This window comes from Pseudomonas sp. MHK4 (assembly GCF_054600775.1).
The window spans coordinates 569,903-587,045 of sequence record NZ_BAAIAK010000001.1; the positions used below are offsets into that span (position 1 = coordinate 569,903).

Genomic DNA, 17,143 nt, shown 5'->3' on the forward strand with positions numbered 1-17,143 from the left:
GATAGTTCCAAATCGATTGAATAATAAAAAAGCAATTTGGAGTTTTCATGTACATCACTCAAGGGCTGCACCGTCATCTGCAGCAACGTCCCAATGCCGTGGCCATCCGCTCTCAGGGCGGCCACAGCATCACCTACGCCGAGTTCGGTGATCGCGTCGCACGCCTGGCCGGTGCATTGAAAGGCCTGGGTGTCGGCAGTGGCGATCGCGTGGCCATGCTGTCGTACAACTCGCAACGCTTCGTCGAGTATTACCAGGCTGTGCCGTGGGCCGATGCCGTGGTCAATCCGGTGAACTTTCGCTGGAGCCTGGCGGAAATCGTCTATTCGCTGGACGACTCCGAAACCACGGTGCTTATCGTCGACGATCACCACAAGGCACTGGGCGCCAAGGTGCGCGAACAGGCAAAAACCGTGCGTGTGGTGATCTACGCCGGTGACGGCGAAACACCACCGGGGATGCTCAACTACGAAACCCTGATCGAAATCAGCGAGCCGGTGGAAGATGCGCGCCGCAGCGGTGATGCCTTGCTGGGCATTTTCTACACCGGCGGCACCACCGGCCAGCCTAAGGGCGTGATGCTCAGCCATAACAACGTTGGTTTCTCGGCGATGAACTCCTTGATTGCCGGACGTTGCAAGCCGGGGACGACATTCCTCCACGCGATGCCCATGTTTCACCTGGCGGACTTCGCAGCGATGACGTCCTGTTTCATCAGTGGCGCGACCCATGCGGTCTTGCAGACGTTTACCGCGCAAGGCGTTCTGCAGGCCATAGACCAGGAGAAAGCCAATGAGGTGCTGCTCGCGCCAACCATGATCCAGATGCTGCTGGACTGGCATCAGGCACAGGGTCGGGATCTGGATCTGAGTTCGCTCAATCGCATCATCTACGGCGCTTCCACCATTACCCCAGCGTTGCTGGACCGGGCACGAGCAGTATTCACCGATGCCGATTTCTCCCAAGGCTACGGCATGACCGAACTCTCCCCGGCAGCGGCGCTCCTCGACAGCGAGTATCACAGCCCGGAGCACCAGGCGAGCGGCAAGATGTACTCGGCTGGCCTGCCGGTGCACTGCGTGGAAATACGTGTCGTGGACGCCAACGACAACGAAGTACCGCGCGGCACCGTGGGCGAAATCATCGTGCGCGGCCCGAACGTGATGCTCGGTTACTGGAAAAAACCCGAGGCCACTGCCGAGGCGCTGCGCGGCGGCTGGATGCACACCGGTGACGGCGGCTACATGGACGAGGACGGTTTCATCTACATCTGCGACCGTCTCAAGGACATGGTGGTCAGTGGCGGCGAAAACGTCTACTGCGGGGAAGTTGAAGCGGCCATCGGCAGCCATCCCGCCGTGGCACAAAGCGCTGTGATCGGCATTCCCTGCCAGAGGTGGGGTGAGACCGTGCATGCGGTGATCATTCTCAAGCCTGGCATCAAGGCCAGCAGCGAAGAAATCATTGCCCACTGCCGCGACCGGATCGCCGGCTACAAAGTGCCGCGCAGCGTCGAGTTTCGCGAAGCACTGCCGCTGACCAGCGTCGGCAAAGTGCTGAAGACCGAACTGCGCAAACCCTTCTGGGAAAACCAGCAACGCGGGATCGCCTGAACCAGTGTCGCGCGGTCATTGCGGCCGCGCATCTTATTTCCAACGCCAGGAACTCAAGCGCATCCACCGGTGCGCACGGGTCACCTTGTGTCAATTCAATCGGAGGACGCATGAGCATTACGAGATTGCGTAGAGCTTGCTACCCAAACCTGCTGGCAGTGGCCGTCGCTGCGGCAGTCACCCCACAGGCTTTTGCCAAGGATTTCAGCATCGGTGAAATCGAAGGCAGTTTCGATTCGGCGCTATCGGTTGGCGCCAGTTGGGCTGTGCGCGGACCGGACCCGGATTTCATCTCCAACTTCAACTCCCAGGGCGTGCGGGGCGATGCATCGTCGCGCACCAACGATGACAACCGCTTGAACTTCAAGAAGGGTGAAACCTTCTCGAAGATCTTCAAGGGCGTGCACGACCTGGAACTGAAATACGGCGACAGCGGCGCGTTTGTGCGCGGCAAATACTGGTACGACTTCGAACTGATGGACGAGAGCCGTCCGTTCTACGACATCGACGATCACGGCCGCCAACGTGCCGCGAAATCATCCGGTGCGATGTTCCTCGACAGCTTCGTCTACCACAACTACACGATCGACGAATTGCAGGGCAACGTGCGCCTGGGCAAGCAGGTGGTGAGCTGGGGTGAAAGCACCTTTATCGGCAACTCGATCAACAGCATCAACCCAATCGACGTCGCTGCGCTGCGCCGTCCGGGGGCCGAGGTCAAGGAAGGGTTGATCCCGGTGAACATGCTGTACGTGTCCCAGGGGCTGACGGAAAACGTCACCGCCGAAGCCTTCTATCAGATCGAATGGGCGCCGTCGGTGATCGACAACTGCGGCACCTTCTTCGGCAACGACGTCACGCCCGAAGGCTGCAACGACCGCGCCGTGCTGGCGGGCCTGGACCTGGCACCGGGCGTTGCCAACAACACCGGGGCGCCAGGTCTTGCGGATGACGCCTACATCCCGCGCACCAAGACCAAGGACGCCCGGGACAGTGGCCAGTTCGGCCTGGCCTTGCGCTGGTACGCACCAGAACTCAACGACACCGAGTTCGGCGCCTACGCCATGAACTATCACAGCCGCAACCCGAGCCTGAACTTTACCCGCGCGACCAACACCGCCAACGCGGTGACGGCGATTCGCAGCGCCAGTTATAACGTGGTCTACCCCGAAGATGTGCGCCTGTATGGCTTGAGTTTCGCCACCAACGCAATGGGTACTTCGCTGGGCGGCGAGGTGAGCTTTCGGCCGAACATGCCGTTGAACCTCAACGGCGCCGACATCAACCTGGCGGCCGTGGGCAACGCCGCTTCGCCGCTGTTCGTCAGTGGCCAGTCCGCCAATGTCGCCGGAGCCAGCGTCGAGGGCTACAAGCGGATGCCGGTGCTGCAGGCGCAGATGAGCGCCACCCGGTTCTTCGACCAGGTACTGGGTTCCGAGCGCCTGACCCTGGTGGGCGAGGTGGGCTACAACCACATCAATGGCCTGGGCGCAAGCGATGGTAGCGAGGAACGTTTCGGTCGCAACACCGCGTTCGGCGCGGGCGAGTTGGTCAACCAGGCCGTCTGCGTCGGCCAGGCCACACCGGTGCCCGGCCAGCCTGGCGTCACCCGCCCGAGTAACCCGCAACAGGAATGCAACAGCCACGGTTTCTATACCAGCGATTCCTGGGGCTACCGCCTGCGCGGCAAGCTCGAATACCCCAACGTGATTGCCGGCATCAACCTCTCGCCCAACCTGGCCTGGTCCCATGACGTCAATGGTGTGGGTCCCAACTTCGAGGAAGGCGACAAGGCCATCAGCCTGGGCGTGGATGCCGACTACATGAACACCTACACCGCGAGCCTCAGTTACACCGATTACTTCGGTGGCAAGTGGAATACCAACACTGATCGCGACTACGTCGCCCTCAGCTTCGGCGTGAACTTCTGACACGGGTCAGACGGAGAAAATAAAAATGCAATCAAGCACTCTGATTAAAGCCTGCACCTTGACCCTGAGCCTTATCGCTTCCAGCGTGATGGCCGCCGTTTCTCCCCAGGAAGCGGCGCAACTGGGCACCACGCTGACACCTTTGGGCGGTGAAAAGGCCGGTAATGCCAGCGGTACCATTCCCGCCTGGACCGGTGGCCTCAAGCCCGGCGCCGCGCCACTGACCAACGACTTTCTCGGCAACCCCTTCGAAGGGGAAAAGCCGCAGTTCGTGATCACCGCCGCCAATGCCGCGCAATACAAGGACAAGCTGACCGCCGGGCAACTGGCGATGTTCCAGCGCTACCCCGACACCTACAAGATCCCGGTGTACAAGACCCAGCGCACCGCGGCTGCGCCTCAGGAGGTCTACGACGCGGTGAAGAAAAGCGCGGTGACCACCGAGGCGACCAACGACGGCTACTCGTTGAAGAACTTCGAGCAGTCGCGTTACTACGCCTTTCCAATTCCGAAAACCGGCCTGGAAGTGGTGTGGAACCACCTGACCCGCTCGCGGGGCACCAACTTCATCAACCGCCAGGCCCAGGCCACGCCGCAGGTCAACGGTGACTACACCATCGTCGACATCGAAATGGCCACGGGACTGCCGTGGAAAATGGCCGATGCCAAGCCGGAGGACGCCGCCAACATCCTGTTCTATGTCAAGCAGACCGTGACCGCACCGGCGCGGATGGCGGGCAGTGTGCTGCTGATCCACGAGACCCTCGACCAGGTCAAGGAACCGCGCATGGCCTGGGCCTACAATGCCGGCCAGCGCCGCGTACGCCGGGCTCCGCAAGTGGCTTATGACGGTCCGGGCACCGCCTCCGATGGGCTGCGCGTGGCCGACAATGCCGACATGTACAACGGCGCGCCGGATCGCTACGACTGGAAGTTGATCGGCAAAAAAGAGGTGTACGTGCCTTACAACAACTACCTGCTGCAGTCGCCGAAGTTGAAATACGCCGACATCATCAAGCCAGGCCACATCAATCAGGACCTGACGCGCTATGAACTGCACCGGGTATGGGAAGTGGAGGGCACGCTCAAGCCTGGTCAGCGGCATATCTACGCCAAGCGTCACATGTATTTCGACGAGGACACCTGGGCTGCGGTGGAAATCGACCAGTACGACGGTCGCGGCCAGCTGTGGCGGGTCAGCGAAGGTTATCTGGTCAACGATTACCAGCAGGGCGTCGCCGTGTATGCCGCGATGGGTGTGTACGACCTGATGGCAGGCCGCTACCTGGTGTCCAACCTGGGCAACGAGAACAAGCGCGGCACCGATTACGCCTATCAACCGACCATGGGCGATTTCACCCCGGCCGCGCTGCGTAACGCCGGTATTCGCTAAGCCAATCGAACCATCGCTGTTCGCCCTCGGTGGGGGCGAACGGCTTCCCCCTGCGTCCCGTTCACTGAATATGGAGAGAAGCAATGTCGCAAAAACCTTACGTTGTCGGCGTCGGCATGATTCCGTTCGTCAAACCTGGTACCAGCGGTACTTACATTGAAATGGGTTCCCAGGCCATTCGCCTGGCGCTGCAAGACGCTGGCGTGGACTACCGACTGGTCCAACAGGCCTATGCCGGCTACGTTTATGGCGATTCCACCAGCGGCCAGGCCGCGCTCTATGAAGTGGGCATGAGCGGCATCCCGGTAATCAACGTCAACAACAACTGCGCCACCGGTTCCAGTGCCCTGTTCCTGGCGCGTCAGGCCGTGGAAAGCGGGGCAGTCGAATGCGCCTTGGCATTCGGTTTCGAGCAGATGCAACCCGGCGCCCTGAAAGGCAACTGGGACGATCGCCCACGTGCCACCACGCACATGACCCAGTCGGTGATCGACGAGCTGACCGCCGATATTGAAATCCCCAGCGCGCTGCGGATGTTCGGCGGAGCGGGTCGCGAACACATGCAAAAGTACGGTACGCAGATGAGCACCTTCGCCGCGATCCGCGCGAAGGCCAGCCGCCACGCCGCCAACAACCCTCTGGCGTTGTTCCGCAAGGTCGTGACCACCGAAGACGTGATGAACGACATGGTGATGTGGCCGGGGGTGATGACCCGCCTGATGGCTTGCCCGCCAACGTGCGGCGCGGCGGCTGCGATCATCTGCTCCGAAGCGTTCGCGAAAAAACATGGTCTGCGCACGGACGTGGTGATCCTCGCGCAATCGTTGACCACCGACAAACCGGTGTGCTTCGAAAGCCGTTCGATGATTGAAGTGGTCGGTTTCGACATGGCGCAGCGGGCTGCCAGGGAGGTCTACGAGAAGGCGGGCGTCGACCCGCAGGACATCCGCGTCGCCGAAATGCACGACTGCTTTGCCCATAACGAGCTGCTGACCTATGAATCCCTGGGCCTGTGCGATGTCGGCTGCGCCGAGCAGTTCATCCTCGACGGCAACAACACCTACGGCGGCCAGGTGGTGACCAACCCGTCCGGCGGCCTGCTGTCCAAGGGACACCCACTGGGAGCGACCGGCCTGGCGCAATGCTACGAGCTGACCCAACAGCTGCGAGGCAACGCCGACAAGCGCCAGGTCGAAGGCGTCAAGCTGGCCCTGGCACATAACCTGGGCCTGGGTGGCGCGTGTGTGGTGACCCTCTACGGTCGCGCCTGATCCATCCGGCGGCGCATGCCGCCAATCGAAGCTCCTTGTTTCGCCGGGCCACGCGCCCGGTTTTTTTATACCGCCAGTAATGGGCACACAGGACATCTGTAGGAGCGAGCTTGCTCGCGATGGAGGTTAACGATTGCTCGGGCCGTCTGGAGGTACGCAGAGATATGTTGCTTGCATAAAAAAACGCCGACCCCTCAGAGAAGGGCCGGCGTCGCTTGCTGAAGGAACGCGATGAACGTCAACAACATCCCTTCATGGACGCTTACTCGCTCTTGGCGACCTGTTCGACTTTCTGCATGCGGTTGGTGTCCATCAGCACCATGCCGAAGGCCATGCCATACATCAGGCGGCCCTGCTTATCGACCTTCATCGGCGCGTACATGCCGTTGAACACAGGGTCGCTGCCGGTGGCAATTTCCAGTACGGTCTTGCCGGTGTCCAGGTCCATGCCGATGTGGAAGCCTTCACCCAGGCGGCCGGCGTAGAAACCGTTGATCAACGCCATGCGGCTACCACCGCTGATCATCGGCACGATCGAGATCGAACCCACGTCGTCACGGGTCCACAAGGTGTTCCACTGGTCCTTGGCATTGTCCCACTTGAACATCGCCACGCCGCTCGGGGCAGGGCGGGTCATGCCGTTGAGCATGGTCACGTAGTAGCCGGACTTGGCCAGCACCGGTTTCTCCACGGCAGGGATGTTGTTCACCACGAACGCGTGGCCGTCATACACCGCCACCGATTGTTCCGATTGCACGGTAGGCACGTTCGGGCCCATGTCGACGACACGCTGGTCAGCCACTCGCGGTGACGAAGTGCCGGGCTTCTGCTTCCAGCCGGCCGGGATCTTGTCGCGCCACATGGCGACGATGTTCATCTTTTTCGCGCCGTCGGTGAACACCACCAGTTTGTCTTCGTCCGGACCGTAGCCCATCAGGGTCGGTGTGGAGCCGGTGCCGTCGGCAATCTTGATCGAAGTGAAGCGTGGCCCGCGCTCGTAAGGGGCCTTCCAGGCACCGCTGGCTTCGTCGGCGTGGATCTTGCCCTGTTTGTCGACCACCAGGCGGTACATGTTCTGGTTGGACGCGACATACACCGCGCCGCCATCGACTTCCGGGCCGGTGGCGAAGGAGTTGAGGAACAATTCGTCGCTGCCTTCCACGCGGTAGCTGTCGATCAGTTTCAGTGTGGTGCGGTCGAGGGTGGCCACGGTCCCGCCCATGGTGTTGACCACCAGGAAGCCATTGGGGGTCATGCCCATGCCAAAGGTGGTGTCCATCGGCACGCCGACGCCAATCTTGGTCTTTTCATTGTTGAACAGTTCATCCGGCAGTTGAACCTCTTGGGTGAGTTTCATGCCGGACGTCGGATCCTTGTGATCGTTCTGGTCAATGCGGAACACCCGGCGGGCACTGGCGCCAATGAAGGCATCGTCGCGGGTCAGCAGTGAATAGATCGCGCCGCCCAACAGTTGGTCGGTGGTGCCGGTCAGCATGCGGTTGGGTTGCGCATTCATGTAATCGAGCAAACCTTTCTCGTCCTTGGCCTCGAGAAATTTACGGGTCTGCGCGGCTTGCTCCAGGCGTTGCTCAGGGGTGATCGGCTGGTAATTGGGCAACTTGACCGGCAGGTCGACGCGGGCCACTTCGGTGAACTTGAAGTCGTTCTCGATCTTCACCTTGCGCAGCGAAAAACCAGCCCAGAACCAGTACAGGTCGGTATCGCCGACCTTGTCGCTGTACTGCACCAGGCTGCCCGACTCATTGGGCACTACACGGTAGGCGTCCGGGGTCATTTTGTACGCACCGCGCGGCACGGCGATGTCAGTGCTGTCCGAAGCCCCATCGTTCCAATGGGTCTGGTTGTTGTAGGACTGCGCCAGATAAGGGTTGGCCGGTGCGACCTGGGCCAGGGCCAGCGTCGGAACAGTCAGCAGGCCCGCCAGCAGTGTCCAGTGCGAACGTAGAGCAAACATGTGTTCTTCCTTTCTATTGTTGTTATGGCTTGAGGATGAAGTCTTAGAGTAACCATCCGGGGTTCACTCCCGAGCCACCCGTAGCGGGGGGCCACGCTTCGCGGCGGGCTTTGCTAGCGTGTCCACCATTCAAAGCGCAGTGGCAACCCGGAGGAAAGCAGATGCTTTCAGGTATCAAGATCGTAGAAATTTGCGGGATCGGCCCAGGGCCGTTTTGTGCCATGCACCTGGCGGACCTGGGCGCGGATGTGATCGCGGTCGAACGGGAAAACCCGCTGCCGATCGGCATGACGGGCAAGGCGCCGGCCAACCCGATTCACCGCGGCAAGCGTTCGGTGGTCGCTGACCTGAAAAGCCCGGAAGGCCGCGATCTGGTCCTGAAACTGATCGAAAGCGCCGACGTCCTGATCGAAGGCATGCGCCCCGGCGTCATGGAGCGCCTGGGCCTGGGTCCGCAGGACTGCCAGGCGCGAAATCCGCGCCTGGTCTACGGTCGCATGACCGGTTGGGGACAGGACGGTCCGATGGCCAGTGTCGCCGGCCATGACAACAATTACATTGCCCTGTCGGGTGCGCTTTATCACAGCGGCACCGCCAACGAAGCGCCGTCGTCTCCCATCACCCTGATCGGTGATATCGGTGGGGGTGCGCTGTACCTGACGATCGGCATCCTGGCCGGTGTGCTCAATGCGCGGCAGACCGGCAAGGGCACGGTGGTCGATGCGGCCATCGTCGACGGCTCGGCGCACATGATGCAGCTGATGCTGTCGCTGCAGGGCCGCGGATTGCTCAAGGAACAGCGCGGCAAGAGCGTGCACGACGGCTCGCATTTTTATGCCACCTATCGCTGCGCCGACGACCAGTACGTGGCCTTGGGCTCGATGGAGTCGCAATTTTATGCACTGTTGCTGAACAAGCTGGGCCTTGAGGATGACCCGCGCTTCGCCAAACAGTGGGACATGAACCGCTGGGAGGAACTGCGCGGCCTGCTGGCCGAGGTGTTTGCCAGCCAGCCACGCGAACACTGGTGCGACCTGCTCGAAGGCACCGACGCGTGTTTCGCCCCGGTCCTGAGTCCCCGCGAGGCCTCGCAGCACCCGCATATGGTGGAGCGGGGCGTGTACTTCGAACGCGACGGCTTGTTGCAAACCAGCCCCGCGCCACGGTTCGATGGTCGGGTCGAGGTGCCAGGTTCGATCCCGGTCCGTGGCGAGCACACGGCAGGGATCATGACCGCACTCGACGCCGGCGATCTTGCGGCGCTCTGGAAACCGTAACGTCTGGACGTCACCATCACCCTGCGGGCGGCCTGGCGCCTGATCGCCCTCGTTCGGTTCGACGAGGCAAGGCGCAGGCTGTCCCAGGGAATCGGGCAGGGTGTGGATGGCATGGCCTGCGCGGCGACAGCGCTGGAAAGCCTCATCGACCTGACTCAGGGATGCCTGGCGACGGCGCGCCTGCGCCTGGAGTGTTTTGCCCCGGCCGGCACGCAACCCGACAGTGTTCGCGCCCTGGTGCTCTATGAGAGTGGCGAGCTTGCGCAAGCGCAGCGCGTGCTTACATGCATGCCTGACGACTGTCCAGTGGATGCCTTGATCCTCAGGCATATGCTCATGGCGCGCATCGCCTGGTGCCGGGGTGAACAGTCGATCAGCCACCGTCACCTCGCCGTACTCGAGCAGATCGGGCGGGACAAGGCTTGCCATCGTATCCAGTGTTGCGTGTGGATCGAGCGCGCCCGTGTCGCGACGCTGGACGGTCGCGCCGAAGCGGCGGTGCAAGCGCTCGCTCATGTGGACAGATATGGCGAGTGGGCCGATACGGAGCGGTTTTACCTCGCCAACGACGTCGATACCCCAACCATCGCCCACGTGCGCCTGCACATCGCCCAGGGCCGTTTCGACCAGGCCATTGCAGCGCTGCAACCAGACATTCGGCACGCACGGCAGTGCGGCCGTTTGCGCCGCACGCTCAAGCTGCGCTTGCTGTTGGCCATGGCCCTCGAGGGCATGGGACGACACGATGCGGCGATGGCGCAGTTGTCCGGGGTGTTGCCGTGGGCCAGCGAGGAGGGCTGGCGCAGCACCTTTGTCGAAGAGGGCCCCCGTCTGGCTGCGTTGCTGCATCGCCGCACGCCCTCAAAGCCTGTTCAGGGATTCGTCGATGACCTGCTCAAGCGCTTTGCAGACCGCAATGGCACGCTGTCCAGGTCAGAAAACAGGGTAGAGACCATGCAAAGCCCGGCGCTGACCGAGCGTGAGTGTCAGGTTATTCGTCTGGTTGCCCGCGGCCACCCGATCAGCTCAGTTGCCGGGCACTTGCAGCTTTCCGCGCACACGGTAAAGGCCCATCTGCGCAATCTCTATCGCAAGCTTCACGCCCATGGCCAGGCGCAAGCTGTCGCTATCGCCAGGGCGCGGGGGTTGCTGGATTGCCCGACCGAAGCCTTTGACTCACAGCAGCACACCGGTCGCCCTGGCCCGCATCACGGCCTGGGCGCGCCGGGTGACGCCGAGTTTTTCGTTGATGTGCTTGATGTGTGCCTTGACCGTATTGGTCGAGATGTACAGGCGCTCGCTGATCTCACGGTTTGAAAAGCCTTCGGCGAGTAATTCCAGCACCGCCATCTCCCGGCTCGTGAGCCGGTTATCGCGCTTGCTGTCTTCCATGGGTTTACTCGGCGGGGCCAACCGGGCTTCGCTGACCACCAGGTTGAAGGTGCCGGCGTTTACCCTCGACGGGAGGGTCGGTCGGGCCGCGCCTGCGTCCTGGGAGAAGTGTTGCAACAGGCGCAACGCCTTGGTTTCAAGCCCATGAAAGTTGAGGCGCTGGCATTCGCGCAGTGCGGTTTCCAGGCGCCTGCAGGCATCCCGGGTTTGCCCCACGGCCTGTTCGACAATGGCCAGTAGCAGCTGACTGTGCACCGGCAACGACGGCACCTGCACGCTGGTCAGCCGTGCGGCAGAGCCGCGAAGATAGTGCTCGGTCATCTGCGCCATGAGCAGGGCCTGTTTCCAGTTCTGTTGAAGAATCAATACGCTCAGCGTCTGCAGGTTGAGCACCGCGCGATAGCTGCTTTCCTGGACATTGGCGCATTGCATATGGCGCTCGGCGTCCTGCAGGAAAGCGCAGGCCTGTTGGAAATCGCCACGGCAGGCGGACACTTGCGACAGGCCCATCAGGGCTTGAAGGGTGGACAGGTGGTGGCCGCCGGCCAGTTGCATGGCCTGGTGCAGGAGGCGCTCGCATTCATCAAGTTCTACGCGCTGCAAATGCAGCTTGCCCTGCAACACCCGCAAGCGTCCAAGCAACATCACATGCCGGTTTCCGTCGGCCTGTAACAATGACAGGTTGTGCTGCAACAGGCGGTCGGCCAGATCGCTCTCACCGCACAGAATCATCAGGCAGATGCGCTGGATGTTGACCTGTACTTCCCGGACCAGGCAACCCTGGCGGCGGGCCTGTTCGACGGCGAGCATCAGGATCTGCTGGGCCTGGGCGGTTTCGCCGCTGCTCATGGCCAGGCGCGCAAGGATGACCGTGCAGACGAACGACATGTGTCGTTCATCGTCGCCCAAGTCATTGAGTGCCGCCTGGCAGTGCTCGGTGGCCAGCGTGCAGTGGCCCTGCAGGCCGTTGATGGCGCCCCACAAGGCTTGCCAGCGTGCCAGCAGGCGTCGGTTCTGTTCGGCGGTAGGTTGTGGCAGGAAGCGGTTCAATTGCGCGAGGCAAACCTGCGCTTCATCCAGGCGGATGTTCATCATCAGCGCGCAGGCATTGAGGACCACCAGTTGCGGCGTGCTGGTCCGCAAGCCGGCAGGCAAGCGCGCCTGCCAGTCGAGCAGGCGTGGCAGATTGCGCCCGGCCAACAGCCAGCCCGGATTGAGGGTGGCCATGTAATTGGCGGCCACATCGGCGCGGCCGGCACTGAACGCCAGGTCAATGGCATCTTCGATGAAGCCCGCCGCACTCAAGCCCCGGCAGGCACGCAGGCGCAGGCGATTGAGTGGGTTGAGGTCGATTCTTCCCTGCAGGGCCTGCGCCACGGCCGGCAGGATGCAATACCATTTACCCTCACTGTCCAGCGGCTGGAAGAACGTATGGGCGCGCAGCATTTCGCGCAGGGATGACGTGTCGTGGTGCTCCTCCCACAGCTCGGCGCACAGGGTTTCGCTAAACCGTGGCAAATAGGCCAGGGCGCATAGCAGGCTGCATTGCTCTGCATCCAGCTGTGCCAGCAGTTCACGTTCCAGGTAGTCGTACAGCATGGCTCGTGCGCCAGTTGCCGAGTTGACCAGCAGACGTGTGCCCGCGCACCAACCCGCCGCCTGCTGCCAGATCGCCTCGCAGCCGGCATCGCCGATTGTCGGGGCGAACCGGCGCACCAGATCGTCGGACTCCTGACGGGAAAAGGCCAGCGCCCGGCTATCGAGCTCCAGCAGTTCACCCTCGAGCATCAGGCGCGGCAGGTTCCAGGCCGGGCGTTGTCGGCAACTGACCCACAATTCAATGGCGGCGGGGGAATGCAGCAGCAGGTGGTCGATCCAGGCATCGAGTTCGGTATCGGCCCTTGCCGGGTAATCGTCAAGGATCAGGGTGCAAGGTTCTTGCAATCCTTCAGCCCATTTGAGCAATGCGACCGCCGTATTGACGGGCTGCGCCAGGTCGCCTAACTGCTCGGCGATGCGTGTGCAAAACCGGGCCAGGGTCAGGGGTTGTCCCGCCAGATTCAATTGCAGGATTCGCGGTGCCGGTACGGGGCGGGTCATGCATTGTCTGATCAACGAGGTCTTGCCATAACCTGCCGGTGCGCAGAGCAGGCGCAGTCGTTGCGGTTTTTCCAGCAACTGCGCTGTGAGATGTTGGCGCGGCAACCATCGCGTGGAGGGCGTGGGTATTTCGACGCTCGGGCTGACCGGTTTGCAGGCTTCAAGAGAGGGGGGTGAAAGGGACTGCGACATGTCGTTCTCCCGGGCCTTTGGGCGATGCTCTTGCGTTCGGTCCACAGCATCCGCAGGCTGGCCATCGCCGGCAATACCCTTTTCGGTTGAAAAGAGTGCTCGGCCCCTTGCCTGCCATGGCGGCTGTAGGAGCCGGCTTGCTGGCGATGACGGCCTGACAGCCGACTCATCTCTCACGCCTGTACCCGATCCACTGTGGGAGCGAGCCTGCTCGCGAAAAACGTCCAGCCACCGCGTTCATCCAGCCCCTGCGCGTTATCGTTGACGACCATCGCGAGCAGGCTCGCTCCCACAGTGATCGGGGTGCAACCCAGGCCCCGCAGCGCAACCCTGGACTGCGTTACTTCCCGTATCGACCCCAACCCCCTAATCACCCAAACGGGTAACCCGAAATCACCCCATCAGGGAATGTCACGGTGATGGCACAGTCCCTACTGTTGGCGCTCCAACACAAACCGTAGTTCGGGGAGCCGCATGACAAAAACAACAAAGTGCGCAATCTTTCAACCGCACCTGCTGGCAGCAGCCGTTGCACTGGGGATTAGCGCGCAGGCTTGCGCTGTAAATTTCGATATGGGTGAGATTGAAGGCAGTTTCGATTCATCGCTATCGGTGGGGGCCAGTTGGGCGGTGCGCGGGCCGGATCCGGATTTCATCTCCAACTTCAACTCCCAGGGCGTTCGGGGGGGCGCCTCGTCGCGGACCAACGATGACAACCGCCTGAATTTCAAGAAGGGTGAAACCTTCTCGAAGATCTTCAAGGGCGTGCACGACCTGGAACTGAAATACGGCGACAGCGGCGCGTTTGTGCGCGGCAAGTATTGGTACGACTTCGAGTTGATGGACGAGAGCCGTCCGTTCTACGACATCGACGATCACGGGCGCCAACGTGCCGCGAAATCATCCGGCGCGATGTTCCTCGACAGCTTCGTCTACCACAACTACACGATCGACGAATTGCAGGGCAACGTGCGCCTGGGCAAGCAGGTGGTGAGCTGGGGCGAAAGTACCTTCATCGGCAACTCGATCAACAGCATCAACCCGATCGACGTCGCTGCCTTGCGCCGTCCGGGCGCGGAAGTAAAAGAAGGACTGATCCCGGTCAACATGCTGTACGTGTCCCAGGGACTGACGGAAAACGTCACCGCCGAAGCCTTCTATCAGATCGAATGGGCGCCGTCGGTGATCGACAATTGCGGCACCTTCTTCGGCAACGACGTAACGCCAGAAGGCTGCAATGACCGCGCCGTGATTGCCGGCCTCGACCTGCCGCCGGGCGTGGGCACCAACACCAAGTCCGGGTTGGCAGTCGCCGGTACCGGAGCGCAGGGCGGTGGCGTGGATGATGCCTACGTGACCCGCACCAAGACCAAGGATGCCCGCGACAGCGGCCAGTTCGGCGTGGCGTTGCGCTGGTTCGCGCCGGACTTGAACGACACCGAATTCGGCGCCTACTTCCTCAACTACCACAGCCGTAACCCCAACCTCGACTTCACCCGCGCCACCGTCACCACCAATACCGGCGCCGGTCTGGCGACCGTGCCAGGGGCGATCAACTCGATCCGCACCGCGACGTACCACGTGGTTTACCCCGAGGACATTCGCCTGTACGGCTTGAGCTTCGCGACCAACGTCCTCGGCACCTCGCTGGGGGGGGAGGTCAGCTACCGGCCAAACATGCCGCTGCAACTCAACGGTGCCGACCTCAACCTGGCGGCCACGGGTAACAAGAACTCACCGTCGTTTGTCGCGGGGCTCTCGCAGAACGTCGCCGGTACACCATTGGACGGCTATGTGCGGATGCCGGTGCTGCAAACCCAATTGAGCGCCACGCGTTTCTTCGATCAGGTGATGGGTGCCAGTCGCCTGACCCTGGTGGGCGAGGTGGGTTACAACCGCATCAACGGCCTGGGCGACGCCGACGGCAGCGACCTGCGCTTTGGTCGCAGCACGATTTTCGGCGCAGGCGAACTGGCGACGGGCGCGGGGGCCGGCCCCACCGGTGCGCAAACCTGCGCCGGTGCGCCTAGCCAGGTACCAGGTGCGGCAGCCGGAGTGACCCGGCCGAGCAACCCGCAACAGGAATGCAACAGCCACGGTTTCTACACCTCTGATTCCTGGGGCTATCGCCTGCGCGGCCGACTCGACTATCCGAACGTGTTTGCCGGGGTGAACCTGGCGCCGAACATCGCCTGGTCCCATGACGTCGAGGGTAACGGCCCGAACTTCGAGGAAGGCCTCAAGGCGATCAGCGTCGGGGTCGATGCCGACTACGCCAACCTCTACACCGCCAGCCTCAGCTACACGGATTTCTTCGGCGGCCATTTCAATACCAACGGCGACCGCGACTACGTTGCGCTCAGCCTCGGAGTGAACTTCTGATAGCCCGACAGCAAAGGATCGAGACCATGAAAAAAATCATTCTTGTTGCATGCGGCACCCTGGCGCTGAGCCTGTTATCCACCAGCATTCTGGCCGCTGTGTCCGAGCAGGAAGCGGCCAAACTGGGCACCAGCCTGACGCCCCTGGGCGGGGAAAAGGCCGGCAATGCCAGCGGCACCATACCCGCCTGGACCGGTGGCCTGAAACCCGGCGCCGCGGCGATGACCAACGACTTTCTCGGCAACCCGTTCGAAGGGGAAAAGCCGCAGTTCGTCATCACCGCCGCCAATGCCGCGCAGTACAAGGACAAGCTCACCCCTGGGCAACAGGCAATGTTCGTGCGTTATCCGGACACCTACAGGATTGCGGTATACAAGACCCAGCGCACGGCATCGGCGCCCCAGGAGGTCTACGACGCGGCGAAGAAAAGCGCGGTGACCACCGAGGCGGCCAATGGCGGTTACGCACTGAAGAACTTCGAACAATCGCACTACTACGCGTTCCCGATTCCCAAGAATGGCCTGGAGGTGGTGTGGAACCACCTGACCCGTTCACGAGGTACCAACTTCATCAACCGCCAGGCTCAGGCCACGCCGCAAACCAACGGCGACTACACCATCGTCGACATCGAAATCGCGGCGGGTTTGCCGTGGAAAATGGTCGACGTCAAGCCCGAGGACACCGCCAACATTCTGTTCTTCGCCAAGCAGACGGTGACCGCGCCGGCACGGATGGCGGGCAGTGTGCTGCTGATCCACGAGACCCTCGACCAGGTCAAGGAACCGCGCATGGCCTGGGCCTACAATGCCGGCCAGCGCCGTGTGCGCCGAGCCCCGCAAGTGGCCTATGACGGCCCGGGTACCGCCGCCGACGGCATGCGCGTGGCGGACAACGCCGACATGTACAACGGCGCGCCGGATCGTTATGACTGGAAGCTGATCGGCAAAAAGGAGATGTACATCCCGTACAACAACTACCTGCTGCAATCGCCGAAGCTCAAGTACGCCGACATCATCAAGCCCGGTCATATCAACCAGGACCTGACCCGCTACGAGCTGCATCGGGTGTGGGAAGTGGAGGGCACGTTGCGCCCGGGTGAGCGCCACATCTACGCCAAGCGTCATATGTACTTCGACGAGGACACCTGGGCAGCGGTGGAAATCGACCAGTACGACGGTCGCGGTCAACTGTGGCGGGTCAGCGAGGGGCATCTGGTCAACGATTACCAGCAAGGCGTGGCAGTCTACGCCGGGATCGGCATCTATGACCTGATCGCCGGGCGTTACCTGGTGTCGAACCTGGGCAACGAAAACAAGCGCGGCACAGACTACAGCTATAAGCCCTCCATGGCCGACTTCACCCCGGCGGCGCTGCGTAACGCCGGTATTCGCTAATCCTCATCGCAACCCCCTGGAGCTGGCTTGCCAGCGAAAGCGGTCTGACATCCAACATCGATGTCGACTGACCCGGCGCCATCGCTGGCAAGCCAGCTCCTACAGTTGATCGGGGTCGCACACAAATGCCATGCCCGGCAAAGAACCCCTGTAGGAGCTGGCTTGCCAGCGAAAGCGGTCTGACATCCAACATCGATGTCGACTGACCTGGCGCCTTCGCTGG

Annotated in this window: 9 protein-coding genes and 1 pseudogene; 8 read left to right on the plus strand and 2 right to left on the minus strand. The window is 62.0% G+C overall.

Going from position 1 to position 17,143, the window contains the following annotated elements; translation table 11 throughout:
• Window positions 1–47: 47 nt before the first annotated feature.
• The 4 genes from ACYP2Q_RS02435 to ACYP2Q_RS02450 all read left to right on the plus strand — a co-directional run bounded on the left by ACYP2Q_RS02435 (window position 48) and on the right by ACYP2Q_RS02450 (window position 6,208).
• Complete coding sequence (locus ACYP2Q_RS02435) at window positions 48–1,613, plus strand: long-chain-fatty-acid--CoA ligase (RefSeq protein ID WP_459729010.1); 1,566 nt, start codon at window positions 48–50, stop codon at window positions 1,611–1,613.
• A gap of 110 nt (window positions 1,614–1,723) precedes the next feature.
• The gene (locus tag ACYP2Q_RS02440; RefSeq protein ID WP_459729011.1) at window positions 1,724–3,544 is read left to right on the plus strand and encodes a DUF1302 domain-containing protein; all 1,821 of its coding nucleotides are present in this window, start codon (window positions 1,724–1,726) and stop codon (window positions 3,542–3,544) included.
• Between the two features lie 25 nt (window positions 3,545–3,569).
• The gene (locus tag ACYP2Q_RS02445; protein ID WP_459729012.1) at window positions 3,570–4,937 is read left to right on the plus strand and encodes a DUF1329 domain-containing protein; all 1,368 of its coding nucleotides are present in this window, start codon (window positions 3,570–3,572) and stop codon (window positions 4,935–4,937) included.
• 83 nt (window positions 4,938–5,020) lie between these two features.
• Window positions 5,021–6,208, plus strand: a complete 1,188-nt coding sequence (locus ACYP2Q_RS02450; RefSeq protein WP_459729013.1) for a lipid-transfer protein — start codon at window positions 5,021–5,023, stop codon at window positions 6,206–6,208.
• A gap of 262 nt (window positions 6,209–6,470) precedes the next feature.
• On the opposite strand, the gene ACYP2Q_RS02455 is transcribed toward ACYP2Q_RS02450, so the two are convergent.
• On the minus strand, window positions 6,471–8,183 hold the full coding sequence (locus ACYP2Q_RS02455; RefSeq protein ID WP_459729014.1) for a hypothetical protein: 1,713 nt from the start codon (window positions 8,181–8,183) through the stop codon (window positions 6,471–6,473).
• 161 nt (window positions 8,184–8,344) lie between these two features.
• On the opposite strand from ACYP2Q_RS02455, the gene ACYP2Q_RS02460 reads away from it, so the two are divergent.
• Together ACYP2Q_RS02460 and ACYP2Q_RS02465 are read left to right on the plus strand one after the other, a co-directional pair.
• Complete coding sequence (locus tag ACYP2Q_RS02460; RefSeq protein WP_459729015.1) at window positions 8,345–9,460, plus strand: CaiB/BaiF CoA transferase family protein; 1,116 nt, start codon at window positions 8,345–8,347, stop codon at window positions 9,458–9,460.
• A gap of 111 nt (window positions 9,461–9,571) precedes the next feature.
• Window positions 9,572–10,582: pseudogene (locus ACYP2Q_RS02465) on the plus strand (LuxR C-terminal-related transcriptional regulator); the annotation flags it as partial.
• Window positions 10,583–10,636: 54 nt separating this feature from the next.
• On the opposite strand, the gene ACYP2Q_RS02470 reads toward ACYP2Q_RS02465, so the two are convergent.
• Window positions 10,637–13,144 carry a LuxR C-terminal-related transcriptional regulator gene (locus ACYP2Q_RS02470; RefSeq protein ID WP_459729016.1) on the minus strand — a complete coding sequence of 836 codons (2,508 nt, stop codon included), beginning with the start codon at window positions 13,142–13,144 and terminating at the stop codon, window positions 10,637–10,639.
• Between the two features lie 474 nt (window positions 13,145–13,618).
• Here ACYP2Q_RS02470 and ACYP2Q_RS02475 point away from each other — a divergent pair, with 474 nt between their 5' ends.
• Window positions 13,619–15,526, plus strand: coding sequence for a DUF1302 domain-containing protein (locus tag ACYP2Q_RS02475; RefSeq protein ID WP_459729017.1), 1,908 nt, complete (start codon window positions 13,619–13,621; stop codon window positions 15,524–15,526).
• 26 nt (window positions 15,527–15,552) lie between these two features.
• Entirely contained in the window at window positions 15,553–16,920 is a 1,368-nt protein-coding gene (locus tag ACYP2Q_RS02480; RefSeq protein ID WP_459729018.1) for a DUF1329 domain-containing protein, read from the plus strand.
• The last annotated feature ends 223 nt before the right edge of the window (window positions 16,921–17,143 follow it).

Coding starts and splice junctions, on each gene's coding strand:
- ACYP2Q_RS02435 (WP_459729010.1), top strand. CDS start 48: ATGTACATCACTCAAGGGCTGCACCGTCATCTGCAGCAACGTCCCAAT.
- ACYP2Q_RS02460 (WP_459729015.1), top strand. CDS start 8,345: ATGCTTTCAGGTATCAAGATCGTAGAAATTTGCGGGATCGGCCCAGGG.
- ACYP2Q_RS02445 (WP_459729012.1), top strand. CDS start 3,570: ATGCAATCAAGCACTCTGATTAAAGCCTGCACCTTGACCCTGAGCCTT.
- ACYP2Q_RS02475 (WP_459729017.1), top strand. CDS start 13,619: ATGACAAAAACAACAAAGTGCGCAATCTTTCAACCGCACCTGCTGGCA.
- ACYP2Q_RS02450 (WP_459729013.1), top strand. CDS start 5,021: ATGTCGCAAAAACCTTACGTTGTCGGCGTCGGCATGATTCCGTTCGTC.
- ACYP2Q_RS02455 (WP_459729014.1), bottom strand. CDS start 8,183: ATGTTTGCTCTACGTTCGCACTGGACACTGCTGGCGGGCCTGCTGACT.
- ACYP2Q_RS02440 (WP_459729011.1), top strand. CDS start 1,724: ATGAGCATTACGAGATTGCGTAGAGCTTGCTACCCAAACCTGCTGGCA.
- ACYP2Q_RS02480 (WP_459729018.1), top strand. CDS start 15,553: ATGAAAAAAATCATTCTTGTTGCATGCGGCACCCTGGCGCTGAGCCTG.
- ACYP2Q_RS02470 (WP_459729016.1), bottom strand. CDS start 13,144: ATGTCGCAGTCCCTTTCACCCCCCTCTCTTGAAGCCTGCAAACCGGTC.